Source organism: Mesorhizobium sp. M0778, assembly GCF_040320105.1.
Lineage (GTDB): Bacteria > Pseudomonadota > Alphaproteobacteria > Rhizobiales > Rhizobiaceae > Mesorhizobium.
Map to the genome: position 1 here is coordinate 38857 of NZ_JAMYPA010000019.1, position 26282 is coordinate 65138.

Here is a 26282-nt window from a genome sequence, read left to right on the forward strand (position 1 = left end):
ATGCCGGAATGCGTTGTGCTCACGACAATCGACGCGACGCCAAGCACCGGATAAGGTCCGGGCCGTTTGAGGCCCGGACCGCATCACATTGGGAACGCAAGCCGGCCGCTTACTTGATCGCGTCCCAGCTTTTCTGGATATCGGTGGCGACGTCCTGGGCGGACTTGCCGCCGACCAGGTCGATCATGCCGGTCCAGAAGGCGCCGGCGCCGATCTTGCCCGGCATCAGGTCGGACCCATCGAAGCGGAAGGTCGAGGCGTTGGCCAGGATTTCGCCCTGCTTCTTCAGCGCGTCGCTGGCATAGGCGTCCTTGTTGACCGACTTGAACGGCGTCACGAAGCCACCCTGCGCCATCCAGATCTCATGAGCGAGCGGCAGCTTCAGGAATTCGATGAACGCGCGGGCACTCTTGCTATCCTTGGTGATCATGGCGAGCGTGCCGGCGCCCAGCACCGGAGTGCCGAGATCGGGCTTGGAGGCGTAGGGCGGGTAATAGAAGAAGTCGGCATCCTCGCCGATCTTGGTGCCTTGCGGGAAGAAGGTCGGGATGAATGATGCCTGGTGGTGCAGATAGCATTTTGGCGGCACCGAGAAGAGGCCCTTCGGGCTGTCGCGGAAATCGGTCGCCGCAACCGCCTTTGCACCGCCCTCGACCATTTTGTCGTCGGTCGCGATCTTGCCGAAAATGTCGATGGCGTTGACCACGGCCGGATCGTTGAACGGAATTTCGTTCTTCACCCATTTGTCGTAGGTCTCGGGCGTCTGGGTGCGCAGCATGATGTCTTCGACCCAGTCGGTCGCAGGCCAGCCGGTGGCGCCGCCCGAACCAAGCCCGATGCACCATGGCGTGCCGCCGTCGGCGATGATCTTCTTTTCGAGCTCGGCAAGCTCTTCCTGCGTCTTCGGCACCTTGTAGCCGGCTTCCTCGAAATTATCCGGCGAGTACCAGACTAGCGATTTCACGTCGGCCTTGTAGGGGAAGGCGAAGAAACCGGGCTTGCCGTCCTTGTCCTTGAAGGTGCCGAGGTCGACCCAGGATTGGCCGGCGCCGTAATTGTCCTTGACCCAGTTGGCGGTGTCGTCGCCGAGCGGCGTCAAAAGCCCCTTCGATGCCAGATCCTGGATCAGACCCGGCTGCGGCAGCACGGCGATGTTGGGCGGGCTGCCGGCCTGCGTGTCGATGACGATCTGCTGCTCGTAATTCTCCGACGACGAGTACTTGATCTCGGCGCCGGTGGCTTCGGAGAAATAATCGAGAACGGTGCGGACAAGCCCTTCGTCCTCGCCGCGCCACGGTCCGAAGATCGTCAGCGTCTCACCCTTGAGGTCGACCTTCTTGAGCTCCTCGTAGTTGGCCCAGTTGAAACGGGGATCTTCGCCCGGCTTGAACTTCAGTTCGGCTTGCGCCGGCATGGCCAGGGCGAGCGTGGCAAACGCAGCGCCCCGCAGAAGCATTTTCTTCATCGGTATTCCCTCCCAGTGGTGACAAACACCGAACGAAACCTCCATTCCGTCCGCCGGCGCTGCAGGACTGTGACTCAGTCGGAAAGGAACTGCAACCTTTCGTAGAGTCTTCCAAAGCGCTTTGGTGATTTTGATCACGCCACTGAATTGATCCGGAGTCAAGAGAAAGCCGCGCTAATCGATTTAATTTCTGCGGCCGAGTGCCAGCGAAAGTGCGCTGCAGCACAGTTTTCTGGCGGTGCAGCAGCAAATTCGGCTTCAAACCGGTCCGAACCGTGCGTATGGTCATTGCGCTCGGCAAGGCGGTTCGTAGCGGCCAGCTCGATTCAGATTAAAAGCGCTTTGAGGTTTTGGAGGCCTCCGGTGAACCTCAAGCAGCTCTCCCACATGCTGGCGCTTTCGCAGACCACGGTCAGCCGCGCATTGAACGGCTACCCGGAAGTCAACGAGGAAACGCGCCGGCGGGTGGTCGATGCCGCCAAGCGTCACGGCTATCGCCCCAATCCGAGCGCGCGCCGGCTGGCGACCGGCAAGACCGGCATGATCGGCTATGTGCTGCCGACGGGGACGACCGTCGACATCGACCCGCATTTCGTCGAGTTCCTGTCCGGCCTCGGCGACTATGCGCGTTCGCACGAGCTCGACCTGGTGCTGTCACCGGCCGATGCCGACGACCAGGAGACGACCTACCGCCGTATTGTCGCCAACCGGCAGGTCGACGCGGTCTATATCTCGTCGCCGAGGCCGGCCGACCGCCGGGTGGCGCTGGTCAATACGCTCGGCATTCCTTTCATCGTCCATGGCCGCAGCGAAGGCTTCGATTTCGACTATCCCTTCACCGACATCGACAATGAGGGCGCCTTCCACGAGGCGGCGCGGCTTCTCGTCCAGCTCGGTCACAGGCGTCTGGCGCTGATCAATGGCGACGATCGCGAGACCTTCGCCATCCACCGCGAGCGCGGCGTTCGGCGCGCGCTAGCGGCAAGCGGCCTGGTGCTTGGTGATCAGCATGTCTGTTCCCTCACCATGACCGAGGAGAATGGCTACCGCGCTGCCCGGCGCTTGCTGGAACAAAGCGACGCGCCGACGGCGATCGCCTGCTCCAGCCTGATCATGGCGCTCGGCGTGGTGCGCGCGGTGCGCGATCTCGGCCTGACCATTCCGGGCGACCTGTCGCTGATCGCCCATGACGACGTCTTTCCCTGGCTGAAGCCGGAGAATTTTTCGGTGCCGCTGTCGACGACGCGTTCGTCGATCCGCCTGGCCGGCGCGCGCATCGCCGAACGGCTGGCGGCGCGGATTTCCGGCCTGGAGGAGGGGGCTCGCGGCGAGGTCTGGCCGGTCGACCTGGTGGTCAGGGGATCGGTCGCCGGCGCACCGGCCTAGAGGCAATCACTCTGAACGGCCGAGGTCGACTCTTGGCGGCTGTTGGCCAGCACCAGCGAGTGCGTCCTGATCTCAGGCCGCAGATTTGAGGTGATCGATGAAGGCGCGCAGCTTCGGCAGGACTTGGCGCTTGCCTGGATGATAGAGGAAGACACCCGGCGTCGTCGTGGCGATGCTGTCCAGCACCGACTTGAGTTTTCCTTCTTCTATCAGACCTTCGGCGAGTGGTCGTGGTGTCTGCGCCAGCCCAACGCCCCGCGTCGCAGCCCCGACCAATGTCGAATAGTCGTGCGCGATCAGCGGGCCTGAGACGATCGCTTCGATCGCGCCATTGCCGTCGACGAAGGACCAGGGCGCGATAGCGCCATTCGAGCGGCGCAAGCGTAAGCAGGCGTGGTGGCGCAAGTCGTCGACACGCTCGGGACGGCCGTGGTGCTCGAGATAATCAGGGCTGCCGACGACCACGAACGAGAACGGCGCTGTCAGCCGCACCGCGACCATGTCGGCGGCGATGAGCTGGCCGAGGCGGATGCCGGCATCGAACCCGCCGGTCGCCAGATCGACCATCTGGTCGCTCACGGCGATCTCCAGTTCGATCTCAGGATAGGCTTTGCAGAACGACGCGAACAGCGGCTCCAACATCAGCGGCACGATAGCGCGGGGCACAGACAGGCGCAGCAGACCTGTCGGCCGCTTGCCGATATCGCGGGCGGCCTCGCCGGCCGCGACAAGCTCTTCGAATGCCGGGCCGGCACGGTCTAGGAACCGCTGGCCAGGCTCGGTCAAACCGACGCTCCGCGTCGTGCGGACGAACAGCGCCGTACCCAGGCGAGCTTCCAGCGCGCGCACCGCTTGGCTCACAGCGGACGGCGTCACGCCGAGATCGGCGGCAGCACGGCGGAAGTTGCGGCGCCTGGCGACGGCCAGGAACGCCTCGACGCCCTCCAGCGCACCATGTCGGACTGTGTAGTTCTGCTTCATAGGTTGTTGTGATTACACCGGATAGTCGAATTGCGGTAGCGGGCTTAAAGCCGCGTGAACCAACTGTTGAGAGAAGGCTAATGTCCACGGAAATGGTGTTCCAAACCCATCTTGTTCTCGGCTATGTCGCGTGGCTGCTTTGCTTCGGCGCGTACGGTTTGCCGTGGCTCAGGTCGATGGACCGGGTCGCAGCGGAACGCGCTATCGCTACGCTCCACAGCTTCCGCTTCTTCGGGCTCGTCTTCATCGTCCCAGGCGTTGTAAGCCCCAATCTGCCCGCCGATTTCGCCGTGTTCGCCGCCTACGGCGATTTCGCGACTGGCGTGCTGGCCATGCTGGCGCTGCTCACGGTGAGGATACGCCCGCTCTTCTGGCCGTTGGTCGTCGCCTTCAACGTCGTCGGGACGGTCGACCTCATCGTCGACTATTACCACGCCATTCAGATCGGGCTTCCTGCACGCGCGGGGGAACTGGGCGCCACCTACGCGATCCCGATCATCTACGTACCGCTGCTGATGATCACGCACATCGCCGCGTTCTATTTTCTGGCGCGTCCTCGGCAAAACGCGACTTGAGCCGTCGTAGTCGATCCGCCTGGCCGGCGCGCGCATTGCCGAACGGCTGGCGTCGCGGATCTCCGGCCGGAGCAGGCCGCGCGCGGCGAGGTCTGGCCGTTCGACCAGTGGTCAGGGCATCCAGGGCCGGCGCGCCGATGTAAAGGTCAAAACTCGATCGCTCCCGGCAACCGAGTTCGACCCAGAGCGGCCGTCGACCCTGCGAGCCCGATGACGCGGGCCAACCCTTAGCAGAGAACGGACTGAAGAATAGCCGCGCTGCAGCAGCAAAGGAGATCGATCGCTTCCCCAATACCACAACCGCTATCGGAGTACCGAATCGGCCGGCTGAGCCGTCGTTATCGGATCGGCATGACGATGCACAATCTTCCACAGACCATCTTCTGGGCGAAAGACGCTCGTCGCGCGTAACGCAAGAGGCGTGACATCGCTCCGACCGCCAACCTTGGACCTGAGCCGCTCCACTTCGACGATGTATGCCAGCTCAGACGTCACACACTTCGCTATGTTCTCGAAGCCGCTAGCGTCGCCGTCCCTGTAGTTCGATGCCGCCTGCTCCATCGTCTCAACGACCTGCTTCCATCCATGAGCGAAAGGGCCAAAGGGATTGCCCAGTGTTACATCGTCTCGTTGGGAAAAGAGCTTCTTCGCTGGCGCGGGGTTTCCTTTCATGAACTCATCCAGAGCCAGGTGGTATTCTTCAACTGCTTGATCGAAGCCACTGGCGTCGAGGGACACGTCATCCTCCCTGTCGTTTTTATTTCTGATCCGGACTGGCGACCACAGGTCTACATTCTGTGCGCCCGCAGCGGTGAAGCATTTTCCCTACGGCGGCGTAGTGCAGGTTGGCTTGGTCATTATAGCACGGCGTGAGACAAGTTTCGCGACAGCGTTATGAGACGGCTCGGTTCAAACACGAGACTTAGTCCTTGGCCGCCTCGGCCGCCTTGGTGTCCAGCAGCCCAAAGCCGAAATCATTGTCCCGCCCCTTGGGGCCGAGATCCTTTGCCGTGGCGGCCAGTGCTTTCTCGACCCAGTCGGCCGAACGGTCGGGCGCGGCATGCAACAGGTTGGCGACCGCGCCGGTCACGATCGCCGCTGCAAAGGACGTCCCGGTCACCACATCCGAGCCGGCGCCGCTTGGCGCCACCATCTCGACGCCGGGAGCGGAGATGAAGACGTAGGCGCCGCGATTGGCCTGCGGCATCAGCCCGTCCTTGGCATCGGTGGCCGTCACCGCGATCACGCCGTCGAAGGCGGCCGGATAACCATAGGGCGCCTTCGGCCCGTTATTGCCGGCGGCGGCGACCAGCACGATGCCGAGCGCGCGCGCATTGCGGCAGGCGATGCCGAGCAGGTCGTTCTTCGGGCCGACGAAGCTCATATTGATGATACGGACATCCTGCTCCGCCGCCCAGTCGAGCGCCGAAAGGATGACGTCCATGGTCGACTTGCCGCCCTCGAAGGCGCGGGCGTGATAGATCCTGGCGCCCGGCGCCATGCCTTTGAACGCGCCGGTGCCGGCGATCAGTCCATCGACCGAAGTACCGTGGTCGCGTGCCTTGATCGGCACGTCGGGCATGGCATCGAACTGCTCGGCGATGACACCGGAGAGCGCGGGATTGCTGTCGTCGATGCCGGTGTCGATGACGCCGACGCGGACATTCTCGCCGCTGGCTTCCTTGGCGTCGAGCGCGATGCGCTCGAACGCATAATTGACGATGCTGGCCGCCTGCTGCAGCGAATAGACGTGGTTGGCCTCACGCCCCAAAGTGCGGCCGTCGGCGGCAAGCTGCGCCAGCACGACGCCGACTGGGCGGCCATCGGGAATGCCGAAGCGCACCAGCGTGTTGCCGAGCAGCCGCGACTGCCGCTGCGAGCGTATTTCGAGGCCGAACGAGGCGGCGATCTGCTGGACCGCGCCGGCATCGCCATTGACCGTGACCAGCACCTCGTCGGGCACGAAATCGCCGATCACGGCGCGCGGCGGCTCGGTTGCGACAAGATCGGTGGGTGCTACGATCGGACCGCCCGGCGCGGCCGCCGGTATTGCCGGCAGGCCCGAAGGCGGAGCGGTCGGCGGGGCCGCGGTATTGCCGAGAGGTATCGGCGCCTCGGTGACTAGGGTAGGATTGGGGAACAAGTCGACGATCAGCGCGGGAAGAAACACGGCACTCACCGTTGAAGCCTTAGCCGGCGTTTTGCCGCCGCTATCCTTCCCGTCGTCGCCGTCCTTGGCGCAGTCGGTGCCGGCGGCACTTGCCCGGTTCAGGCAGTCGATCTCCGCCTGGGTGAGGTTCGGGTCGTTGGTCTGCGCCATCGCGGACGTGGCGAAGATTGTCATCGCCGCCGTCAATCGAATGACCGCCTTAGCCGCCATCAGCCGGTTTCCTTCCCTCCAGGGCAGCTTCGGTGAAAGGCTGGGCGGCAATAAGGCCAAGCAGCTTCTGATAGTCGGCGGCGGTCTTGGCCGGAACGCCGAGGCGGAAGACACCGTCGGCGGTCGGCCCGCCGGCGATCTTCAACTGGTTCTGGTCGAGAAAAGCGACGATATCGGACAGCTTCGCATCCGGTTTGAACTTCACCAGTGCAAACGGCATTTTGGCCAGATCGTCTGCCGATCCGGCAATCTTGAAGTCGCCACCTCTGCTGCCGGTCTGGACAAAGGATTGCGCGACGACCAGGGCCAGCAGCACCGCGGCCGCGGCCCAGGCGACGCCGGCCGGCACCGCCATGAAGCGGCTCCAGGCCTGCGCCAGCCAGGGCGACGCCGCCGGCGCGCGGGCCGGGCCGGCCTCGGCGTCGAGCGCCTTGGCAAAGCGGCTGAGCGCATCGGCCGGCGGGCGGATTGCCTCGTTTGCGGCAGCAGTGCCGGAGAATTCGGCCTCGGCCTCGCCAAGCGCGGCCATCGCCGCCGGATCGCTCTCCAGCCATTCCTCGATGGCTTCCAGCTCGGCGCCTTCCAGCGAGCCGTTCAGATAAAACGGCAGCAGCATTTCCATTTCGTCGCGGCGTGACATTTTTTCAGCGGCGCTCATGGCCACCCCCTGTCGTAACCGGCGGCCTTGAGAGCTTCGCCGAGTTTCTTGCGGGCGTAGAACATCCTGGTCTTGACCGTGGCGACCGGAATACCGAGCACCTCGCCGATCTCGCTCACCGATTGCCCGTGATAATAGGCAAGGTCGATCACCGTGCGATGCTCTTCCGGCATGGCATCGATGAAGCGTCGCAAGGCAGCGGCCTTGTCTTCCTTCATCGTCACGACTTCCGGCGTGTCGGCACCGTCGGCGACCTGGGCCGCGTCATCGTCGTCGATCCAGTCTTCCTTCTTCCTGCGTAGCAGGGACAGCGCCTTGAAGCGGGCAATGCCGAGCAGCCATGTCGAGACCTCCGAGCGCCCCTCGAAGGCCGGCGCCTGCCGCCAGAGCTCGAGGAACACCTCGTTCGCGATATCGTCGGCCATCAGTTCCGATCCCGTCTGGCGTGCCACGAAGCGGTAGACCCGCGCGTGGTGGCGCATGAACAGGAGCCGCACGGCTGCACGGTCGCCCTTCGCGACCCGCTCGACGAGCGCGCGATCGGTCTCCGCGGCTGTCATCGCCGGTCGAGCCGCCTGGCTCCTGCCTGCTCTGTCGCTGATCGGCCCAAAAAGGTTCACCGCCTCCGCCGGATATTTGCGGAGGCTAACCGAAGAGCGGAGAGGTTGCCAGAGGTGCGCTTTCTCCTTCTCCCTGCGGGGGAGGGAAGACGCCGCCTTTGCAAACATCGCTGCAGCGAATACGCTCCGCAAATGATCAGGAATCCCACAGTTACGGTCGGTGCATTGCTGGTGAACCACGACCGGAAGGTCTTGATGGGTCTTCGCGCTGCCTGGAAGAGCGCGTGGCCTGGGCATTGGGACACGATCGGCGGCCGCGTTGAAGCCGGAGAGACGCTGGAAGAGGCACTCGTTCGCGAGATTCAGGAAGAAATTGGAGTGACGCCAACAGATTTCGGTTGGATGCGGTGCATTGGAGAGCGCCATCCCGAGCTCTATGGGAAGGCGTTGCACCACGTTTTCAAGGTCATCGGCTGGGAAGGCGGGGATCCAAGCAACATTTGCGAGGAACACACCGAGATCCGGTGGTTTGATGTCGAGGAACTTCAGCGCCTCCCCAATCTGGTGGATTGCGATTATCGCCGGCTCGCAAAGCTCGCCGCGACGTGACCTCCCGAAAGTACCCGTTCTCGCACGTGATCCGCGCACCGATCCTCGGCATTTCCCGTGACGCGAGGGAATCCCTAGGTGCTCAATTTCCCGCGCTTGCCATCCGCCGTCCCTTGATTCGCCTTCTCCAGCCCGCCGATCTCCACTTCGGGCATCTGTCGCTGATCGGCCCAAAAAGGGTTCACCGCCTCCGCCGGATATTTGCGGAGGCTAACCGAAGAGCGGAGAGGTTGCCAGAGTGTACCGTTCTCCCCCTTTTTAGCGATACTGTCTCGGCCGTCAGGCTCGCAATGACGGCGGCCACAAGGCGGCTCATAACCATCGGGTAAGGTGCAGTCGTTCAGCCTCGGGCGAGGCGTAATTGGACGCCATCGCCGTGCAGGGATTCCCGACAGTTTTGTAACTCAACAGTCCGCTGCCGGGCGACTAAGGTCCCGATCGCAAATGGCAATCCAGCCTGAAGAAACGAAATGTTATGACCAACAACAGCTTTGCGGCCGCGATTCTCGTGGATCAGTCGCCCATGGCGGTGTTCGCCGCGGTCAAGCGTCCACGCGAGTGGTGGGGCGCATGAAGCCTTGCGCGGTCGGAAGGAGCTTTCCATGAGATTGATTAGGCTGAAAGCGCCGGGAGGCTTGGAAAATCTCAAGCTGGTCGAGGAAGATTGCCCAGAACCAGGGCCGGGTGAGTTGCTTGTCAGGATACGAGCGTGTTCGTTGAATTTCCACGACAGTATGGTGGCGCTGGGAAAGAAACCGTGCGCCGATGGCCGTATCCCGCTGTCCGATGGCGCCGGAGAGGTGGTTGCGGTCTCAGACGATGTCCAAGAATTCAAGGTCGGAGATGCCGTCGTCAGCACCTATTGGCCCCATTGGCTGGCAGGCGAACCGACGCCAGCCAATAAGAAGGGCGAATTGGGAGATGATGTTGACGGCTATGCCCGCGAGTATGTGTGCATGCCCTGGCATGCCTTCACAAGGGCACCGGCAGACTTCACGCATGTGGAGGCGGCAACGCTTACTTGTGCCGGCGTCACCGCCTGGAAAGCCCTGATGGTGTGCGGCCAGGTGAAGCCTGGTGATACGGTGCTGGTCCTTGGCACGGGAAGTGTATCGCTGTTCGCGCTGCAATTCGCAAAAATTGCAGGCGCTCGGGTTATTGCCACCTCCTCATCGGAGGAGAAGCTGGAAAAGTTAAAGCGATTTGGAGCCGACATTGTCGTCAATTACAAGGCGGTGCCGGATTGGGGCCAGAAGGCAAGGGTATTGACGGACGGACGCGGCGTCGATCATGTGATCGAGGTTGGCGGGCCCGGCACATTGGCGCAGTCGATAACAGCTTGCAGGATGGGCGGCCACATCGCACTGATCGGTGTCTTGACTGGTTTTGCCGGGCAAGTTTCGATCCCGGCCCTGTTTTCCAATCAGATCAGGATCAGCGGAATCTCGATTGGCAGCAGGGCAGACCAGAACGACATGATCCGTGCCATAGAGGCCAACCGTTTGAAGCCTGCGATCGACCGCGGTTTTCCCCTGCAGGAGATCGCCAATGCCTTCAAGCACTACGAGTCCCAAAAGCATTTTGGCAAGGTCTGTCTCGAACTTTGACTCCTGTATCTGGCCTCCATTTGGCGTCGCGCATTTCGACCGGCTTTATGTTCTCCGCAAGCAAAGCAGGCCAGGCACCAATCAGTCGAGAAATGGCTTTGCCTTCATCGTCGCCGGCACCGGCACGCCGAGGCGCGCAAGCACCGTTGGCGCGAGCTGCAGCTGATCGAGCAGCGTCTTGGCTTCCGGACCCTCGCCGGATCCGAAGTAGTAAAGTGCGAAATCCTGCATCTCCTCGTCGTGGCCGCCATGATGGCCGCGATCGGTCTGGCCATGATCGGCGGTGACGATCACCTCGTAGCCGGCCTCCCGCCAGCGCGGCAGGAAGCCGGCGAGCATGGCGTCCATTGCATAGACGGCATGATCCATCTCATGGCAGTCATGGCCGAAGCGGTGGCCCATCGAGTCCAGCGTGCAGCTGTGCAGGATGCCGTAGTCGATGCCGTAGCGCCTGGTCAGCATGGTCAAGGTAGCGAACAGGTCGACGTCGCTCGGCGTCATCTGGTTCCTGGCATTATAGCCGGTCATGGTGTGGAACCGGCCGTGGCCGATCGGCCCGCCCGGCTCGTCGAACTCCATGTCCTCGACCAGGTCGAACGGATAGGCCCGGAAGAATTCGGACCAGTAGGAATGGGTGACCGCACCCGTCTTGCCGCCGGCCCTGCTGACTTCGGAAAAAATATCAGGCTGTTCGACGCGAAACCGGTTCTCGTTCGACAGGATACCGTGCACTTGGGGCGGCACGCCGGTGTGGATCGAGGCGTAGCAGGATGCCGAGGTCGACGGCAGGACGGAGCGCATTTTCCATACGCGGGCTTCGCCTGATTGCACCCAGCCTTCGAGATTGCCCATCAGCCGCCGCCAGTTCCGGTAAGGCACGCCGTCGAGGATGATGACCAAAAGTTTTGTCTTGAGCGCCACGGGAGTGTCTAATTTCCCGCGCTGGCCATGCGCCGTCCCTTGATCGCCTTTTCCAGCCAGCCGATCTCCATTTCGGGCACCGACGACAGCAAAAGATCGGTGTAGGCATCGAAGGGTGGCGTCAGCACGGTGCTCTTGGCGCCGTAGCGCACCACCTCGCCGCGATACATCACCGCGATTGAATCGGCGATCGACTTGACCGTGGCCAGGTCGTGGGTGATGAACAGATAGGCGACGTTTTCCTCTTTCTGCAGCCCGAGCAGCAGCTCCAGTATGCCATGGGCGACCAGCGGGTCGAGCGCCGAGGTCACCTCGTCGCAGATGATCAGCTTCGGCTTGGCGGCGAGCGAGCGGGCGATGCAGACGCGCTGCTTCTGGCCGCCCGAAAGCTCGGCCGGATAGCGGTCGATATAGCCTTTGCCCATTTCAATCTTGTCGAGCAGTTCGGCGACGCGTTTGTCGCGCTCGCGCCCGCGCATCCCAAAATAGAATTCCAGCGGCCGGCCGATGATGGTGCCGACCGTCTGGCGCGGGTTCATCGCCACATCGGCCATCTGGTAGATCATCTGCAATTGGCGCAGATCCTCTTTCGGCCGGTCGGCAAGCCGGTTGGCGAGCGGCCGCCCGTCGAAGGTGACGGTGCCTTGTTCGGGCGGCAAGAGGCCGGTGATGGCGCGCGCCAGCGTCGATTTGCCGGAGCCGGACTCGCCGACCACCGCCAGCGTCTGGCCCGGGAAAATATCGACCGAGACGTTCTTCAACACCTTGATGTGGCTGCGGCCATAGGCGGCGGTGATGTTCTTGACCGACAGGAACGGGCTCGTGCCGGGCTTCTGCTCCTGATGTTCGATCTCATGCACTGAAACCAGCGCGTTGGTGTATTCCTGGCGCGGCTCCTTGATGATCTGGCGCGTGCCGCCCCATTCGACCAGCCGGCCGTGGCGCAGCACCATGATCTCGTCCGATACCTGGGCGACGACGGCAAGATCGTGGGTGATGTAGAGCGCCGCGACATGCGTGTCGCGGATGGCATCCTTGATCGCCGCCAAGACGTCGATCTGCGTCGTCACGTCGAGCGCCGTGGTCGGCTCGTCGAAGACGATCAGGTCGGGCTCCGAGCACAGCGCCATTGCCGTCATCACGCGCTGCAGCTGACCGCCCGACACCTGGTGGGGGAAGCGCTCGCCGATGCTTTCGGGGTTCGGCAGGCTGAGCTTCTTGAACAGCGCCACGGCGCGCTTTTCGGCTTCGGCCCGCGTCGCCGTGCCGTGCAGCAGTGCTGCCTCGACCACCTGGTCCATCAGCCTGTGCGCCGGGTTGAAGGCAGCTGCCGCCGATTGCGCGACATAGCAGACCTCGCGGCCGCGCAATTTGCGGAACCCTTCGTTGCCGCCCTTCAGGATGTCGCGGCCATTGAGGATGACCTCACCGCCGGTGATGCGCACGCCGCCGCGGCCGTAGCCCATCGACGACAGGCCGATGGTCGATTTGCCGGCGCCGGACTCGCCGATCAATCCGAGCACCTTGCCCTTTTCGAGCGTCAGCGAGACATCGTGCACCAGCACGATGTTCTTCGGCGCCTCGCCCGGCGGATATACCGTGGCCTCGATGCGCAGATTGCGGATGTCGAGCAGCACGCCGGACCTCGGTTGCCCGGGCTTCGGTTGCTTGTCAGCCATTACCCGCGTCCTCCCTTCAGGCTTGTCGTGCGGTTGAGCACCCAGTCGGCGACGAGATTGACGGAAATCGCCAGCGCTGCGATCGCCGCCGCCGGAATGAGGGCGGCGCCTATGCCGAAGACGATACCATCCTTGTTTTCCTTGACCATACCGCCCCAATCGGCGTCCGGCGGCTGTACGCCAAGCCCAAGGAAGGACAGCGTCGACAGGAACAGCACGGCATAGATGAAGCGCAGGCCGAGTTCCGAAACCAGCGGCGACAGCGCATTGGGCAGGATTTCGCGGAAGATGATCCAGCCGCTGCCTTCGCCGCGCAATTTGGCCGCCTCGACGTAATCCATGACGTTGATGTCGACGGCGACCGCCCTCGACAGGCGGTAGACGCGGGTCGAATCCAGAACGCCCATGACCAGGATCAGCGTCACCAGATTGGATGGCAGCACCGAAAGCACGACAAGGGCCATGATCAGCGTCGGGATCGACATCAGGAGATCGACGAGACGCGACAGAAGCGTGTCGAACCAGCCGCCGAAAACCGCCGCCGAGAAGCCGAGTATGGCGCCGAGCGAGAACGATAGCGCGGTCGCCAGCACCGCGATGAACAGGGTGATGCGGGCGCCATAGATCATGCGCGACAACAGATCGCGGCCCAGATTGTCGGTGCCCAGCCAATGCGCCGCCGACATCGGTTCCCAAGGGACGTCGCTGACGATCTCGGCATTGCCATGCGGCGCGATCCACGGCGCAAAAATCGCCGCCAGAACGAACAGCGCCGTCAGCACGATGCCGATCAATGCCGGGATGGGGATGCGTTTGATGACGAGCATACCCGACCCCTTCATTTCGGATGTCTAAGGCGCGGATTGGCGACGATTGCCGCTATGTCCGCGATGATGTTCAGGCTGATGTAGACGGCGGCGAAGATCAGCCCGACCGCCTGCACCACAGGCACGTCACGCTTGGTGACGTGGTCGACGAGATATTGGCCCATACCCGGATAGACGAAGATCACCTCGACAACGACGACGCCGACTATGAGATAGGCCAGGTTGAGCATTACGACGTTGATGATCGGCGCAATAGCATTGGGGAAGGCATGCCTGCGGATGACCGCGAAGGCGGAAAGCCCCTTGAGTTCGGCGGTTTCGACATAGGCCGACTGCATGACATTGAGGATCGCGGCGCGCGTCATGCGCATCATATGGGCGAGCACCACCAAGGTCAGCGCCGCCGCCGGCAGTGCTATGGCCTGGATGCGCTCGCCGAACGGCATTCCGTCATAGACGGTGGAAATGGCGGGAAACCATTGATGTTGCACCGCGAAGAAAAAGACGAGCACATAGCCGACGAAGAATTCCGGGAAGGACGTCGAGGCCAGCGCCAGTCCCGAGATCAGCTTGTCGACCCAGCCATTGCGGTAGCGCACCGCGATCAGCCCGAGGATGATCGCCAGCGGCACCGCGACGACCGCCGCCCAGAAGGCGAGGAACAGCGTGTTCCACAGCCTTCCCTTGATAGAGGTTGCGATATCCTGACCGCTCGACATAGCCGTGCCGAGATCACCGGTCAGAATGCCGCCGAGCCAGCGAAAATAACGGATGTAAGCCGGATCGTTGAGCCCGAGCTGTTCGCGCAGATTGGCGAGCGACTCCGGTGTCGCCGACTGCCCGAGAATGGCTTGCGCAACATCGCCGGGCAGGATCTGGGTGCCGGCGAAGATCAGGACCGAAACGGCCAATAGAAGGATGATGCCCAGCGCAATGCGCTGGGCCACCAGTTTCACGATGGGTGAGGACATATCCGCAAGGCCGGGCTCAGGCTTCGAGCCAGCACTTCGCGAGAGCATATCCGTTCATCAACTCCTGATGCGGATCATCCACCCAGCCGGCAACCTTGGCGCCCGTCGCGTCGATGAACTGATTGAACATCGGCAGGATCAGGCCGCCCTCGTCGCGCACCATCACAGCCATGTCGTGGTACATTGCCTTGCGCTTGGCCTCGTCGAGCTCGGCGCGAGCCGCCAGCACCATCTTGTCGAAATCCGGACGCTTGAACCGTGTGTCGTTCCAGTCGGCCGTCGACAGATAGGCAGTCGAGTACATCTGGTCCTGCGTCGACCGGCCGCCCCAGTAGGAGGCGCAGAAGGGCTGCTTGTTCCAGACTTCCGACCAGTAGCCGTCGCCCGGTTCGCGCTTGATCTCCAGCTTGATGCCGGCCTTGGCCGCGCTTTGCTGGAACAGCTGTGCGGCATCGACGGCACCGGGGAAGGCGACGTCCGACGTCCGGAGCAGGACGGCACCGTCATGGCCCGACTTCTTGTAGTGGAACTTGGCCTTGTCGGGATCGTATTTGCGCTGCTCGATCTCGGTGAATAGCGGGTACGATGCATTGATCGGGAAGTCGTTGCCGAGCGAGCCATAGCCACGCAGCACCTTGTTCAGCATCTCCTCGCGGTCGATCGCCAGCTTCAGCGCCATGCGCAAATCGTTGTTGTCGAACGGCGCGGTGTTGCAGTGCATGATGAAGACGTAGTGGCCGGGTCCCGAATGGTTGCGGATGGTGACGCCGGGCACACGCTTGATCAGGTCGACGATCTTCGGCTCGACGCGGTTGATCATGTGGACCTGGCCGCCCTGCAGGGCCGCCGTACGCGCCGTGGCGTCGTTGATGACGATGATCTCGATCTGGTCGGCATGGCCCATCTTGTCGCCCTGCCAGTAGTTGGCGAAGCGCTCGCCGCCATGGCGCACGCCGGGCTCGTTGGTGGTGACCTTGTAAGGACCCGCCGAGATGCCGGCATCGGCCTTGTCCTTGCCGCCGTTCGGCTGGATGATCAGGTGATAGTCGCTAAGCAGATAGGGAAGATCGGCATTCGGCTCCTTCAGCGTTAACACCACTTCCTTGCCGCTGGCCTTGATGCTCTCGATGCCTTTCATATAGCCGAGCGCGCCGGATTTCGACTTCTCGTCCGAATGGCGTTCGAGGGTGGCGGCCACGTCCTCTGCAGTCACTTTCTTGCCGTTGTGGAACTCGACGCCGTCGCGGATCTTCAGCGTCCAGGTCTTGGCGTCGTCCGACGAGCCGATCTCCTCGGCAATGCGGTTCTCGAGCTTGCCTTCGGGAGACAGCTCGACGATCAGTTCGCCCCACATCTTGCCGAAGGCGAACGGCACCTGCGTCATGAATAGCGCCGGATCGAGGCTGTTGGTGGATTCGCCGCCGACCAGGCCGGCCTTGAGCGTGCCGCCCTTGACCGGACCCGCCGCGCGGGAAGCGCTGGAAAGCAGCGAATTGGCGAACGTTGCGGTGACGCCGAGCGCTGCCGCCCGGCCGAGAAAATCGCGACGGCTCAGCTTGCCGGACGCAACGCGCCGGCTCAGATATTCCAGTTCGTTCGACATGTTGAGTTCCTCACTCTGTTGGTCCGACCTTATGGTCGTTTTTTCTCATTTCAATCGGGAGAATAATGACCGTAAGGGAAAGCGGTAAGCAAGACCGAATGCGACATGCCGTGGCGTAAATCGTGCGTCGCAATTGGACCAATCGCTATAAGCGCTCAAAGCAGTACCCGCGGGATTTTCTCCTCGAAGTCGCGCTCGAAGACCAGTTTCTCGCCTTCATAGGCTTCAATTCTGGCGCTAACCATGAAGCTTTGCGCGTCGGAGCGCATTTCGGCGAAGGTTTCGGTGCGCACCGACCATTCATTTCGCGACAGCGTCTGGGTCCAATGCGTCTTGCCCAAGGCTGACAGCGGATTGTCAGGACGGATCGCCCATGTCTCTCTGGCGATGCTCCCGTGGGCGAGGCCATGCTCCAGGTCGCGCACCTCACCGAAATCGTCGACGATAGAAAGCGTGATCATTCCGGTCTTTTCGTCGCGATCGACATGACGCTCGGAATTGGCGGCGCGGACCGTTTCGGTTGCCCAGGGCGTGGCGCCCTCGGGAGCGGGGAAGACCACTTCGTCACCTGGCGCCAGCGGGCGCAGCGGCAGCATCAATGTCGCGGCCGACAATTCCAGCCGGACCGGCTCCGGCGACGGCCAGATCATCGGCCAATAGCTGTTGGAGATGGCAACACGCAAGCGGTGGCCGGCCGGCACGCGATAGGCGCATTGGTCGAGGACCACCCGGGCGCTGACGGTTTCGCCGGGCACCAGCGCTTCGGGAAATTCGTGCGAGTTGCGATGCGTCAGGTTGAGCACGCCGTAGGAGATCAACTCCGACGCTCCGTCCGGATGGACGTCGCACAGCCGAACCGCGATGTTCGCCTGGCGCCGGTCCGACGAGACCCTGACCACAACTTCGGGAGCACCGACGATGTCGACCGCTTCGGTCAGCACCGGCTGGTCGAAGCACACCGACAGCGCATCGTCGGTGCGCTGGTCACCCGGCAGTTCCGGTCCAAAGGTGAAGGGGAAATATTCGCCACCGGCAAGGCCGCAGCTTTGCGGCGAAGTGACGATAGCGTGGTTGCCTTCAGCGATAAGCTCAACCTCTTGCGTCTTGATGTTGGGTGACGGCCATTCCGTTTCAGCGACCCAGCGGCCCGGCCGCTCGGGATGCCAGCGCGCCGGACGCACGCTGTCCATCACATAGGCGCGGTAGGCCGGGTCGGCCTCTACGCCGGTGTCGAGGTCCTTCAGCCAGCGGTCCCACCAGCGCAACGCCTCCTGCAGGAAGCCGATGCGCGGTTCGGGCGCGGCGTACTGCGGGTATTTGTGGATCCACGGGCCGACGATGCCCTTGACCGGCGCCTCGATATTGGCGGCGAGATGGGAAATCGTATTGCGATAACCGTCATGCCAGCCGCCGATCGACAGCACCGCGGCATGAATGGCGGAATAGTCCTCGCAGATCGAGCCGCGCTTCCAATAGGCGTCGCGATGCTGGTGCTTCAACCACAGCGGCGCCAGGAAGGGCTGGTTCTCCAGCCGGGTCAGCCACAGCTCGCGCCATCTGTTGTCGCCGGCCAGCAACGGATCCGGCGGCCGCGACGAATAGGACAGCATGGTCGAAGCCCAGCCGAAATTCTCGATCAGCAGGCAGCCGCCCTTGTAGTGGATGTCGTCGGCGTAGCGGTCGACTGTCGAACAGAGACTGATAACCGCCTTCAGCGCCGCCGGCTGCTTGGCTGCTACCTGCAGGCAGTTGAAGCCGCCCCACGAAATGCCCATCATGCCGACATTGCCGTTGCACCAGGGCTGCGCCGCCGCCCAGGCTATGACGTCGCAAGCGTCCTGCAATTCCTGCTCGGAATATTCATCGTCCATCAGCCCTTCGGAATCGCCGTTGCCGCGCATGTCGACGCGGATCGAGGCGTAGCCGTGGCCTGCGAAATAGGGATGCGTCAGCTGATCACGATAGATCGTGCCGTCGCGCTTGCGATAGGGCAGATGTTCGAGGATTGCCGGCACCGGATCGTCGGCGGCATCGGCCGGCATCCACACCCGCGCCGACAGCCGGCAGCCGTCCGGCATGACGATCCCCATATCCGGAAATTCGACGATCTTTCGTGGGAATTCAGTGACGATTTTCATGCCGGCAGACTCCAGGAGCGCCAGATGATGGAGTCCGCAGGATGTCGTCGTGGGCCAGCCAACGAATTCGGCTGGTCAATCCGCGTCAATTCAACGGGATGTCGTTTTCGACCTTGCTCGCCTGGTAAGCGCCGGACAGTTCGTCGTAGATTGCCGAGATGGCGCTGATCCGCGCCTCCAGCGGCTCGCGCTCAGGCCCCGACAGCGATTGTACCAGTCTGCGGATCGAAAAGCTCTTCCAATAGGCATTCTCGGCATTGTAGCCGCCGGGATCGAGGGTGAAGACCTCTTTCAGGATCTTCAAATCGTGCGGGATAGCGAAACTGTCGCGCGAATCCTCGTGGCTGAACAGATAGTAGAAATTGTCGAAGCCGGTCCAGGTGATCGCCGACAGGCAGAGCGAGCAAGGTTCGTGCGTGGCGAGAAAGATGGCATCCGCGGTGTCGACGCGCTCGGCCTTCGGCATTTCGTAGAAGCGCTTCAGGCAATGCACCTCGCCGTGCCACAGCGGGTTTTCCGTCTCATTGTTGGTTTCGGCAAGCACCAGCGAGCTGTCGTCCTTGCGCAGGATCGCCGCGCCGAACAACTTGTTGCCGTGCGCGACACCCTTCGCCGTCTTCGGCACGATGTCGTGCTCGATGACGTCGAGCAGGCGGTCGATCAGCGAAATGTCAGCCATCACCGGCTCCCATCGGGAAGATGAATCTCGTAGGCGTGCGAGAAGTGGCACTCTTCGAGGTTGGAGCCGTCGCCGCCACGGTCGACGACCAGGAAATCCTGGGGCTCGCCGATCGGCGTCAGCACGCCGTGCCACAAATTGCGCGGATAGTTGACGCCTTGCCCGGGCGCGGTGATGAAAGCATGCGGCTCGCCCGGGCCTTCATCGCCGTCGTGGCAGACGACGACCAGGAACGGCCGTTGTGACAGCGGGATGAAGGCCTGGCTGCCGAACGGATGGCGCTCGACCATGGTCAGCTTCAACGGCAGCTCATAGGGCGTGCCACGCACCATCGAGATCAGCACGTGCGCATTCGGCCCTCGTGCTTCAGCGGTGGCGAGATCGTGATAGCGCTCGGCCTTGCCGCCATTGATCGGATAATGGTTGTCGCCGCCCATATCGATGACGTCGCCGAATTCGGCGAAATTCTCGCGGGTCAGCGGCCGCGCGACGATGCGGATCACCGCGCGCGACCCTCGATGCCCACACCGCCGAGCTTGGCGTGGCGGTTCACGTCCTTGTAGAGGAGATAGCGGAACTTGCCTGGCCCGCCGGCATAGCAGGCCTGCGGGCAGAAGGCGCGCAACCACATATAGTCGCCGGCCTCGACCTCGACCCAGTCTTGGTTGAGACGGTAGACCGCCTTGCCCTCCAGCACATAAAGCCCGTGCTCCATGACGTGCGTTTCGGCAAACGGGATGACGGCGCCCGGCTCGAGGGTGACGATAGTGACATGCATATCGTGGCGCATGTCGGCCGGATCGACGAAGCGCGTTGTTGCCCAGCGGCTTTCGGTACCCGGCATCGGCGTCGGTGCGATATCCTGTTCGTTGGCGAAGAACGCTTGCGGCAGCTCGATGCCGTCGACCGCATCGTAAGCCTTTCGGATCCAGTGGAACCGGACGGCAGCGCCGCTTTCGTTGCGCACCGTCCACCCGCTCGCTGGCGGCAGAAACGCGAACCCGCCCGGCCTGAGCACATGCTTCTTTCCGGCTAGCGACACGCTCAGCTCGCCTTCAACCACGAATATCGCGCCCTCGGCATCATCATCCGGTTCTGGCCGGTCGCTGCCGCCGCCGGGCGCGAGCTCGACGATGTATTGCGAAAACGTCTCGGCAAAACCCGACAGCGGCCGCGACAGCACCCAGACCCGTGTCCCATCCCAGAACGGCAAGGCGCTGGTGACGATGTCCTGCATCACGCCTTTGGGGATTACGGCATAGGCCTGTGTGAACACGGCGCGTCCGGTCAGCAATTCACTCTGGCCGGGATGTCCGCCCTGCGGCGCATAATAGGTTCGCTCGGCCATTTTCATCATATCCATAAATTCAAGCCTGTTGCGGAAGCCAGGGCCCATCGCGGCAGCCAAAGCCTATTGTGGAAGCATGTCCTTGAGACGAAGCAGCGCGATGCGCTCGACCTGTCTGCAGGCGGTTTCGAATTCGACATCGCGGCTGTTGCCGATACGCGTTTCGAACTCGGCCAGGATGTCCTCCTTGGTCTTGCCCTTCACCGCAATGATGAACGGGAAACCGAAACCGGTGACGTAGGCGGCATTGAGCTTTGCGAACAGCTCGCGCTCGTTGTCGGTCAGCGCGTCTAGCCCGGCCGAAGCCTGTTCCCTGGAGGATTCCGCGGTTAGCCGCTTGGCCTGCGCCAGTTTTCCGGCAAGGTCGGGGTGGGCATTGAGCACGGAAAGCCGCTCGGCCTCGCTGGCCGCGCGAAAGACGCGGCAGAGCGCGTTGTGCAGGCCGCCGGCACTGTCATGCGCCGGGCCGAGTTCCAACTCGTAGGCGCGCTCGGCAATCCACGGCGAATGTTCGAAGACGCCGCCGAATGCGTGGACGAAGGCCTCGAATTCCATTTTCGACGGGCGCAATGCCGGCAACCGGAACGGATGCGTCTCCTGCCAATGTTTTGCAATGTCGATGCGCCGTGCCAGCCAGACCTTGTCGTGTGATTTGACGTAGTCGATGAAGCGCTTCAGTGCCGCGACCCGGCCCGGCCGCCCAACCAGGCGGCAGTGCAGGCCGATATTCATCATGCGCGGCCGCCCTGCCTTGCCCTCGGCATAGAGCGTGTCGAAACTATCCCTGAGATAGGCAAAGAACTGGTCGCCGGAGTTGAAGCCCTGCGGCGTGGCAAAGCGCATGTCGTTGGCGTCGAGCGTATAGGGGATGACCAGCTGCGGCTTCGCCGACCCGTTCGGTGTCACATGCTCGAACCAGTAGGGCAGTTCGTCGTCATAGGTGTCCGACACATAGTCGAAGCCGCCTTCTTCCGCCGCCAGACGCACCGTGTTGATCGACGTGCGGCCGGTGTACCAGCCGGTCGGCCGCGCGCCTGTCACCTCATAATGCAGCCGTATCGCCGCTTCCATGTCGCGGCGCTCGTCTTCTGGCGCGTGGTCGCGGTAGTCGATCCATTTCAGCCCGTGCGAGGCGATCTCCCAGCCGGCCTCCTGCATCGCTGCGACCTGGTCGGGCGAGCGCGCCAGGGCCGTGGCGACGCCGTAGCAGGTGACCGGCACCTGTGCCGCGCTGAACAGGCGCAGCAATCGCCAGAAGCCGGCGCGGGCGCCGTATTCGTAGATCGATTCCATGTTCGAGTGGCGCTGGCCGGGCCAGGGCGCGGCGCCGACGATCTCCGACAGGAAAGCCTCCGAGGCCTTGTCGCCGTGCAGGACGCAATTCTCGCCGCCCTCTTCGTAATTGACGACGAACTGGACCGCGACATGCGCCCCGCCGGGCCATTTCGGATCCGGCGGATTGGCTCCGTAGCCGCGCATGTCTCGTTCGTAACGCATTCTCGCTCCTGCCGGAAATTGTGATCAGGATAGTCGAAAGGAGTGCCTGCGCATTCCCCCGAAATTTTTGAAAGTGTTTTTGTCGCGCTCCGCTCGACCGGGACTTATGCATCGCCTTTAATTGGCGCACAATTCATGAATAGTGTTCGACTGTGCAGGGAATGGAGCAGCCAGTGGCGGAAACGTCGAAAGCCGAAGGCGGGCGCCTGACGACCCATGTCCTCGACACCGCGGCCGGCAAACCGGCGGCCGGTCTGTCGATTGAGCTCTATCATCTTGACGGCCAGGCCCGGACGCATCTGAAAACGGTCGTCACCAATGATGACGGCCGTTGCGATGCTCCGTTGCTTGCCGGCGCGGAGTTCCGTACCGGCGAATACGAATTGGTCTTTGCGGCCGGCGATTATCTGCGCCGGCAGGGGACAAAACTGCCGGAACCGGCCTTCCTCGACCATGTGCCCATCCGCTTCGGTATGGCCGAGCCGATGCACTATCATGTGCCGCTGCTTCTGTCGCCGTACGGCTATTCGACCTACCGGGGAAGCTGAGATGGCCGGGATCAAGACACGCAACGAAATCCGGTTCATCCTCAATGGCGAGGACGTCGCGCTCGGCACGGTTGCACCCGACCAGACACTGCTCGACTGGCTGCGGCTCGACCGCTCGCTGCGCGGCACCAAGGAAGGTTGCGCCGAGGGCGACTGCGGCGCCTGCACGGTGCTGGTCGGCAGGCTCTCCGGTGGAACACTGGTCTATGAAAGCGTCAATGCCTGTATCCGCTTCCTTGGCTCGCTAGACGGCACGCATGTCGTGACCATCGAGCATCTGCGCGGCGACGCAGGAAAACTGCACCCCGTGCAGCAGGCGATGATCGATTTCCACGGCTCGCAATGCGGCTTCTGCACGCCGGGTTTCGTCATGTCGCTTTATGCGCTGTGGATGCGGTCGCCGGAGCCGTCGGACGCCGCCATCGAAAAGGCACTGCAAGGCAATCTCTGCCGCTGCACCGGCTACGAGGCGATCATGCGCGCCGCACGTGCCATCTCCAGCTACGGCAAGGCGGCAAAGGATCCGTTGGCGGCCGAGCGCAAGGCAGTCACGGCCAAGCTCGACGCGATGAAGGACGGTTCGCGCATTGAGATCGGCTCCGGCAACAAGCGGCTGATCGTGCCGGCCAATGCCGACGATCTCGCCAGCGTGCTGGTCGAGGAGCCGGGCGCCACTATCGTCGCCGGTTCGACCGATGTCGGCCTTTGGGTGACCAAGCACATGCGCGATATTTCGCCGGCGGTTTTCATCGGCAATCTCGATGGTCTGTGCGGGATGTCCGAGGACAAGGGCGTCATCTCGATCGGCGCCGGTGTCACCTATAGCGAAGCCTTCTCGACGCTGGCAAAATGCATCCCGGCGCTAGGCCCGCTGTTCGACCGCATCGGCGGCGATCAGGTGCGCAACATGGGCACCATCGGCGGCAATATCGCTAACGGTTCGCCGATTGGCGACACGCCGCCGCCGCTGATCGCACTCGGTGCCCGCATGACGCTGCGTCGCGGCCACAAGCGGCGGACGATCCCACTCGAAGATTTTTTCATCGCCTATGGCCGACAGGACCGGCAGCCCGGCGAATTCGTCGAGGCCGTGCATGTTCCGCTGCCGGGCAGCGAGACGAAATTTGCCGTCTACAAGATCACCAAGCGCCGCGACGAAGACATCACCGCAGCGCTAGGCGCGTTTTTCCTGACGCTGGCCGCGGACGGCACGGTGGCGGAGATACGCATCGCCTATGGCGGCATGGCGGCAACGCCGAAGCGCGCCTTTGGCGTAGAAAAGGCATTGCTTGGCAAGCCCTGGACGGAAGCGACGGTCGAGGCGGCGATGGCCGCGTACGCCGGCGATTTCACCCCGCTGACCGACATGCGGGCAAGCGCCGAATACCGGGCGCTGGCGGCGCGCAACCTGCTGCTGCGCTTCTTTGCCGAAACCACGGGCACCCGGGCGCCGATCCAGGTATCACGGCACGAGGCGGCATGATGAACAAGCACGCCACTCCGAACTTGAAGGCGCAAAAAATCGCCGGCGGCGTCGCCACCGATCAGCGCCATGATTCCGCGCACAAGCATGTCAGTGGCACGGCCGTCTATATCGACGACATGCCGGAACCGGCCGGCACGCTGCACGGCTGTCTTGGGCTTTCGGCGGCGACGCATGCCACCGTCACCAGCATGGACCTGTCGGGGGTCCGCGCCGCACCCGGCGTCATCGACGTGCTGACGGCGAGCGACGTGCCCGGCGAAAACGATATTTCGCCGACCGGCCGCCACGACGAGCCGGTGCTTGCCGACGGCAAGGTGCAATTCTTCGGCCAGCCGATCTTCTGCGTCATCGCCGAAACCCGCGAGCAGGCGCGCCGGGCGACGGGGCTGGCCAAGCTCGAATACAAGGAATTGCCGTTCGTCGCCGATATTGGCGAGCTCGATCCCCGGAAAGACAAGCTGGTCACGCCGCCGCTGACCCTGAAGCGCGGTGATGCAGCGGCTGCGATCAAGGCAGCGCCACGCCGGCTGAAAGGGCAGATGCGCATCGGCGGCCAGGAGCATTTCTATCTCGAGGGTCATATCGCCTTGGCCATCCCTGGCGAGGACCACGACGTCACCATCTATTCCTCGACCCAGCACCCGAGCGAAATCCAGCACATGGTCAGCCATGCGCTCGGTGTTCCGAGCCACGCGGTGACGGTGGAAATCCGCCGGATGGGGGGCGCTTTCGGCGGCAAGGAAACGCAAGGCAATCAGTTTGCGGCATTGGCCGCTATCGCCGCGAAGAAACATCATCGGGCCGTGAAAATCCGGCCCGACCGCGACGACGACATGATCGCCACCGGCAAACGCCACGATTTCCTCGTCGACTACGAGGTCGGCTTCGACGATGAGGGCAATATTCTCGGCGTAGATTTCATGTTCGCGGCGCGCTGCGGCTTCTCGGCCGACCTCTCCGGCCCGGTCACCGACCGCGCGCTGTTCCATTGCGACAACACCTATTTCTGGCCGGCGGTGCACGCGCAATCGGCGCCGCTCTACACCAATACGGTATCGAACACCGCCTTTCGCGGCTTCGGCGGCCCGCAAGGCATGGTCGGCGCCGAGCGCGTCATCGACGAAGTCGCGTTTGCCGTCGGCAAGGACCCGCTCGAAATCCGCAAGAAGAATTTCTACGGCACCAGCGACCGCAACATCACGCCCTACCACCAGACGGTCGAGGACAACATCATCCACCGCATCGTCGCCGAGCTGGAGGCGAGTTCCGACTATGCAAGGCGCCGCCGCACCATCGATGCTTTCAATGCCAACAGCCGCTTCATCAAGCGGGGACTGGCGCTGACGCCGGTCAAGTTTGGCATCTCGTTCACCGCCACCCATTACAACCAGGCCGGCGCGCTGGTGCATGTCTATACCGATGGTTCAGTGCACCTGAACCACGGCGGCACCGAGATGGGGCAGGGCCTCTATGTCAAGGTGGCGCAGGTTGTGGCGGAAGAGTTCCAGATCGACCTCGATCAGGTCAAGATCACCGCGACGACGACCGGCAAGGTGCCGAACACCTCGGCCACTGCCGCGTCTTCCGGCTCCGACCTCAACGGCATGGCGGCGCAGAACGCCGCCCGCCAGATCAAGGACCGGCTGACCAATTTCGCCGCCGAGAAATTCCAGGTGCCGCGCGACCAGGTGCTGTTCCTGCCAAACCGGGTGCGCATCGGTAACCAGGAGATCGCCTTCGCCGATCTCGTCAGGCAGGCCTATATGGCGCGCATCCAGCTTTCGGCGGCTGGCTTTTACAAGACGCCGAAAATCCATTGGGACCGCGACAAGGGCGAGGGTCGCCCCTTCTATTATTTCGCCTATGGCGCGGCTTGCTCGGAAGTTTCGGTCGACACGCTGACCGGCGAATATGTCGTCGAGCGCACCGATATTCTGCACGAAACCGGGCGTTCGCTGAACCGCGCCATCGACCTCGGCCAGATCGAGGGCGGCTTCATCCAGGGCATGGGCTGGCTGACCACGGAGGAACTGTGGTGGGACGACAAGGGGCGGCTGCGCACCCATGCGCCGTCGACCTACAAGATCCCGCTCGCTTCGGACCGGCCGAAGATTTTCAACATCACGTTGGCCGACTGGGCGGAAGCAGGCGAGCCGACGGTGCACCGCTCCAAGGCGGTCGGCGAGCCGCCCTTTCCGCTCGCAATGTCGGTGCTGCATGCGCTGTCGGATGCGGTGGCGAGCGTTGCTGGCCACAAGATCTGCCCGCGCCTTGACCCGCCTGCCACGCCGGAACGGGTGCTGATGGCGATCGAACGGCTGAAGCGAGAAGCCAGGACCGGCACTTGAATCCCGGAAAACGTGC

General features: G+C 63.0%; 23 protein-coding genes. 7 read left to right on the top strand and 16 right to left on the bottom strand.

Annotated features, from left to right (window positions below):
• Positions 1-109 precede the first annotated feature (109 nt).
• Positions 110-1465 (bottom strand): ABC transporter substrate-binding protein, encoded by a 1356-nt coding sequence (locus NKI22_RS23460; protein WP_352817138.1) that lies wholly within the window; start codon positions 1463-1465, stop codon positions 110-112.
• A 363-nt stretch (positions 1466-1828) separates the two neighbouring features.
• Here NKI22_RS23460 and NKI22_RS23465 point away from each other — a divergent pair, with 363 nt between their 5' ends.
• On the top strand, positions 1829-2851 hold the full coding sequence (locus NKI22_RS23465; RefSeq protein WP_352495219.1) for a substrate-binding domain-containing protein: 1023 nt from the start codon (positions 1829-1831) through the stop codon (positions 2849-2851).
• A gap of 72 nt (positions 2852-2923) precedes the next feature.
• Here NKI22_RS23465 and NKI22_RS23470 read toward each other — a convergent pair whose 3' ends face one another.
• Entirely contained in the window at positions 2924-3832 is a 909-nt protein-coding gene (locus NKI22_RS23470) for a LysR family transcriptional regulator (protein WP_352817141.1), read from the bottom strand.
• 80 nt (positions 3833-3912) lie between these two features.
• Between NKI22_RS23470 and NKI22_RS23475 the strand changes: the two genes are divergently transcribed.
• The gene (locus NKI22_RS23475) at positions 3913-4407 is read left to right on the top strand and encodes a DUF8737 domain-containing protein (protein WP_352817144.1); all 495 of its coding nucleotides are present in this window, start codon (positions 3913-3915) and stop codon (positions 4405-4407) included.
• Between the two features lie 303 nt (positions 4408-4710).
• Here the strand turns inward: NKI22_RS23475 and NKI22_RS23480 are convergent, their stop codons facing one another.
• The 4 genes from NKI22_RS23480 to NKI22_RS23495 all read right to left on the bottom strand — a co-directional run bounded on the left by NKI22_RS23480 (position 4711) and on the right by NKI22_RS23495 (position 8005).
• Entirely contained in the window at positions 4711-5145 is a 435-nt protein-coding gene (locus tag NKI22_RS23480) for a YybH family protein (protein WP_023718345.1), read from the bottom strand.
• Between the two features lie 184 nt (positions 5146-5329).
• Positions 5330-6787 (bottom strand): S8 family serine peptidase, encoded by a 1458-nt coding sequence (locus NKI22_RS23485; protein WP_352938682.1) that lies wholly within the window; start codon positions 6785-6787, stop codon positions 5330-5332.
• A complete protein-coding gene (locus NKI22_RS23490; RefSeq protein ID WP_352484363.1) occupies positions 6777-7445 on the bottom strand; it encodes an anti-sigma factor in 669 nt (222 codons plus the stop codon). Before NKI22_RS23490 ends, NKI22_RS23485 begins: the two co-directional genes overlap by 11 nt.
• Entirely contained in the window at positions 7442-8005 is a 564-nt protein-coding gene (locus NKI22_RS23495; protein ID WP_352484364.1) for a sigma-70 family RNA polymerase sigma factor, read from the bottom strand. The genes NKI22_RS23490 and NKI22_RS23495 overlap by 4 nt, the downstream gene beginning before the upstream one ends.
• A 192-nt stretch (positions 8006-8197) precedes the next feature.
• Between NKI22_RS23495 and NKI22_RS23500 the strand changes: the two genes are divergently transcribed.
• On the top strand, positions 8198-8614 hold the full coding sequence (locus tag NKI22_RS23500; RefSeq protein ID WP_031193706.1) for an NUDIX hydrolase: 417 nt from the start codon (positions 8198-8200) through the stop codon (positions 8612-8614).
• Positions 8615-9216: 602 nt separating this feature from the next.
• A complete protein-coding gene (locus NKI22_RS23505; protein ID WP_352547952.1) occupies positions 9217-10221 on the top strand; it encodes a zinc-dependent alcohol dehydrogenase family protein in 1005 nt (334 codons plus the stop codon).
• 81 nt (positions 10222-10302) lie between these two features.
• Here the strand turns inward: NKI22_RS23505 and NKI22_RS23510 are convergent, their stop codons facing one another.
• From NKI22_RS23510 to puuE, 10 genes are all read right to left on the bottom strand, one after another.
• Entirely contained in the window at positions 10303-11142 is an 840-nt protein-coding gene (locus NKI22_RS23510) for an alkaline phosphatase family protein (RefSeq protein ID WP_023718089.1), read from the bottom strand.
• An 8-nt stretch (positions 11143-11150) separates the two neighbouring features.
• The gene (locus NKI22_RS23515) at positions 11151-12821 is read right to left on the bottom strand and encodes an ABC transporter ATP-binding protein (protein ID WP_352847758.1); all 1671 of its coding nucleotides are present in this window, start codon (positions 12819-12821) and stop codon (positions 11151-11153) included.
• Positions 12821-13648 carry an ABC transporter permease gene (locus tag NKI22_RS23520; RefSeq protein ID WP_023718087.1) on the bottom strand — a complete coding sequence of 276 codons (828 nt, stop codon included), beginning with the start codon at positions 13646-13648 and terminating at the stop codon, positions 12821-12823. Before NKI22_RS23520 ends, NKI22_RS23515 begins: the two co-directional genes overlap by 1 nt.
• 11 nt (positions 13649-13659) lie before the next feature.
• Positions 13660-14619 carry an ABC transporter permease gene (locus NKI22_RS23525; RefSeq protein ID WP_023718086.1) on the bottom strand — a complete coding sequence of 320 codons (960 nt, stop codon included), beginning with the start codon at positions 14617-14619 and terminating at the stop codon, positions 13660-13662.
• A 16-nt stretch (positions 14620-14635) separates the two neighbouring features.
• On the bottom strand, positions 14636-16222 hold the full coding sequence (locus tag NKI22_RS23530) for an ABC transporter substrate-binding protein (RefSeq protein WP_352464554.1): 1587 nt from the start codon (positions 16220-16222) through the stop codon (positions 14636-14638).
• 155 nt (positions 16223-16377) lie between these two features.
• Positions 16378-18360 carry a CocE/NonD family hydrolase gene (locus NKI22_RS23535; RefSeq protein ID WP_352817150.1) on the bottom strand — a complete coding sequence of 661 codons (1983 nt, stop codon included), beginning with the start codon at positions 18358-18360 and terminating at the stop codon, positions 16378-16380.
• An 85-nt stretch (positions 18361-18445) separates the two neighbouring features.
• Positions 18446-19039, bottom strand: coding sequence for a nucleoside deaminase (locus tag NKI22_RS23540; protein ID WP_352958930.1), 594 nt, complete (start codon positions 19037-19039; stop codon positions 18446-18448).
• The gene (locus NKI22_RS23545; protein WP_352817155.1) at positions 19039-19542 is read right to left on the bottom strand and encodes an ureidoglycolate lyase; all 504 of its coding nucleotides are present in this window, start codon (positions 19540-19542) and stop codon (positions 19039-19041) included. Before NKI22_RS23545 ends, NKI22_RS23540 begins: the two co-directional genes overlap by 1 nt.
• Positions 19539-20387 carry a bifunctional allantoicase/(S)-ureidoglycine aminohydrolase gene (locus NKI22_RS23550; RefSeq protein WP_502897713.1) on the bottom strand — a complete coding sequence of 283 codons (849 nt, stop codon included), beginning with the start codon at positions 20385-20387 and terminating at the stop codon, positions 19539-19541. The genes NKI22_RS23545 and NKI22_RS23550 overlap by 4 nt, the downstream gene beginning before the upstream one ends.
• Before the next feature lie 63 nt (positions 20388-20450).
• On the bottom strand, positions 20451-21884 hold the full coding sequence (gene puuE / locus NKI22_RS23555; RefSeq protein WP_352817160.1) for an allantoinase PuuE: 1434 nt from the start codon (positions 21882-21884) through the stop codon (positions 20451-20453).
• A 173-nt stretch (positions 21885-22057) separates the two neighbouring features.
• On the opposite strand from puuE, the gene uraH reads away from it, so the two are divergent.
• The 3 genes from uraH to xdhB are packed head-to-tail and all read left to right on the top strand — an operon-like array spanning position 22058 to position 26266.
• The gene (uraH, locus tag NKI22_RS23560) at positions 22058-22432 is read left to right on the top strand and encodes a hydroxyisourate hydrolase (RefSeq protein WP_023676223.1); all 375 of its coding nucleotides are present in this window, start codon (positions 22058-22060) and stop codon (positions 22430-22432) included.
• A 1-nt stretch (position 22433) separates the two neighbouring features.
• Positions 22434-23915, top strand: coding sequence for a xanthine dehydrogenase small subunit (xdhA, locus tag NKI22_RS23565; RefSeq protein WP_352817163.1), 1482 nt, complete (start codon positions 22434-22436; stop codon positions 23913-23915).
• The gene (gene xdhB / locus NKI22_RS23570) at positions 23915-26266 is read left to right on the top strand and encodes a xanthine dehydrogenase molybdopterin binding subunit (RefSeq protein WP_352817207.1); all 2352 of its coding nucleotides are present in this window, start codon (positions 23915-23917) and stop codon (positions 26264-26266) included. The genes xdhA and xdhB overlap by 1 nt, the downstream gene beginning before the upstream one ends.
• Positions 26267-26282: the final 16 nt, after the last annotated feature.

Coding starts and splice junctions, on each gene's coding strand:
- NKI22_RS23460 (WP_352817138.1), bottom strand. CDS start 1,465: ATGAAGAAAATGCTTCTGCGGGGCGCTGCGTTTGCCACGCTCGCCCTG.
- NKI22_RS23470 (WP_352817141.1), bottom strand. CDS start 3,832: ATGAAGCAGAACTACACAGTCCGACATGGTGCGCTGGAGGGCGTCGAG.
- NKI22_RS23475 (WP_352817144.1), top strand. CDS start 3,913: ATGTCCACGGAAATGGTGTTCCAAACCCATCTTGTTCTCGGCTATGTC.
- NKI22_RS23485 (WP_352938682.1), bottom strand. CDS start 6,787: ATGGCGGCTAAGGCGGTCATTCGATTGACGGCGGCGATGACAATCTTC.
- NKI22_RS23490 (WP_352484363.1), bottom strand. CDS start 7,445: ATGAGCGCCGCTGAAAAAATGTCACGCCGCGACGAAATGGAAATGCTG.
- NKI22_RS23495 (WP_352484364.1), bottom strand. CDS start 8,005: ATGACAGCCGCGGAGACCGATCGCGCGCTCGTCGAGCGGGTCGCGAAG.
- NKI22_RS23500 (WP_031193706.1), top strand. CDS start 8,198: ATGATCAGGAATCCCACAGTTACGGTCGGTGCATTGCTGGTGAACCAC.
- NKI22_RS23505 (WP_352547952.1), top strand. CDS start 9,217: ATGAGATTGATTAGGCTGAAAGCGCCGGGAGGCTTGGAAAATCTCAAG.
- NKI22_RS23515 (WP_352847758.1), bottom strand. CDS start 12,821: ATGGCTGACAAGCAACCGAAGCCCGGGCAACCGAGGTCCGGCGTGCTG.
- NKI22_RS23520 (WP_023718087.1), bottom strand. CDS start 13,648: ATGCTCGTCATCAAACGCATCCCCATCCCGGCATTGATCGGCATCGTG.
- NKI22_RS23525 (WP_023718086.1), bottom strand. CDS start 14,619: ATGTCCTCACCCATCGTGAAACTGGTGGCCCAGCGCATTGCGCTGGGC.
- NKI22_RS23530 (WP_352464554.1), bottom strand. CDS start 16,222: ATGTCGAACGAACTGGAATATCTGAGCCGGCGCGTTGCGTCCGGCAAG.
- NKI22_RS23535 (WP_352817150.1), bottom strand. CDS start 18,360: ATGAAAATCGTCACTGAATTCCCACGAAAGATCGTCGAATTTCCGGAT.
- NKI22_RS23540 (WP_352958930.1), bottom strand. CDS start 19,039: ATGGCTGACATTTCGCTGATCGACCGCCTGCTCGACGTCATCGAGCAC.
- NKI22_RS23550 (WP_502897713.1), bottom strand. CDS start 20,387: ATGGCCGAGCGAACCTATTATGCGCCGCAGGGCGGACATCCCGGCCAG.
- puuE (WP_352817160.1), bottom strand. CDS start 21,884: ATGCGTTACGAACGAGACATGCGCGGCTACGGAGCCAATCCGCCGGAT.
- xdhA (WP_352817163.1), top strand. CDS start 22,434: ATGGCCGGGATCAAGACACGCAACGAAATCCGGTTCATCCTCAATGGC.
- xdhB (WP_352817207.1), top strand. CDS start 23,915: ATGAACAAGCACGCCACTCCGAACTTGAAGGCGCAAAAAATCGCCGGC.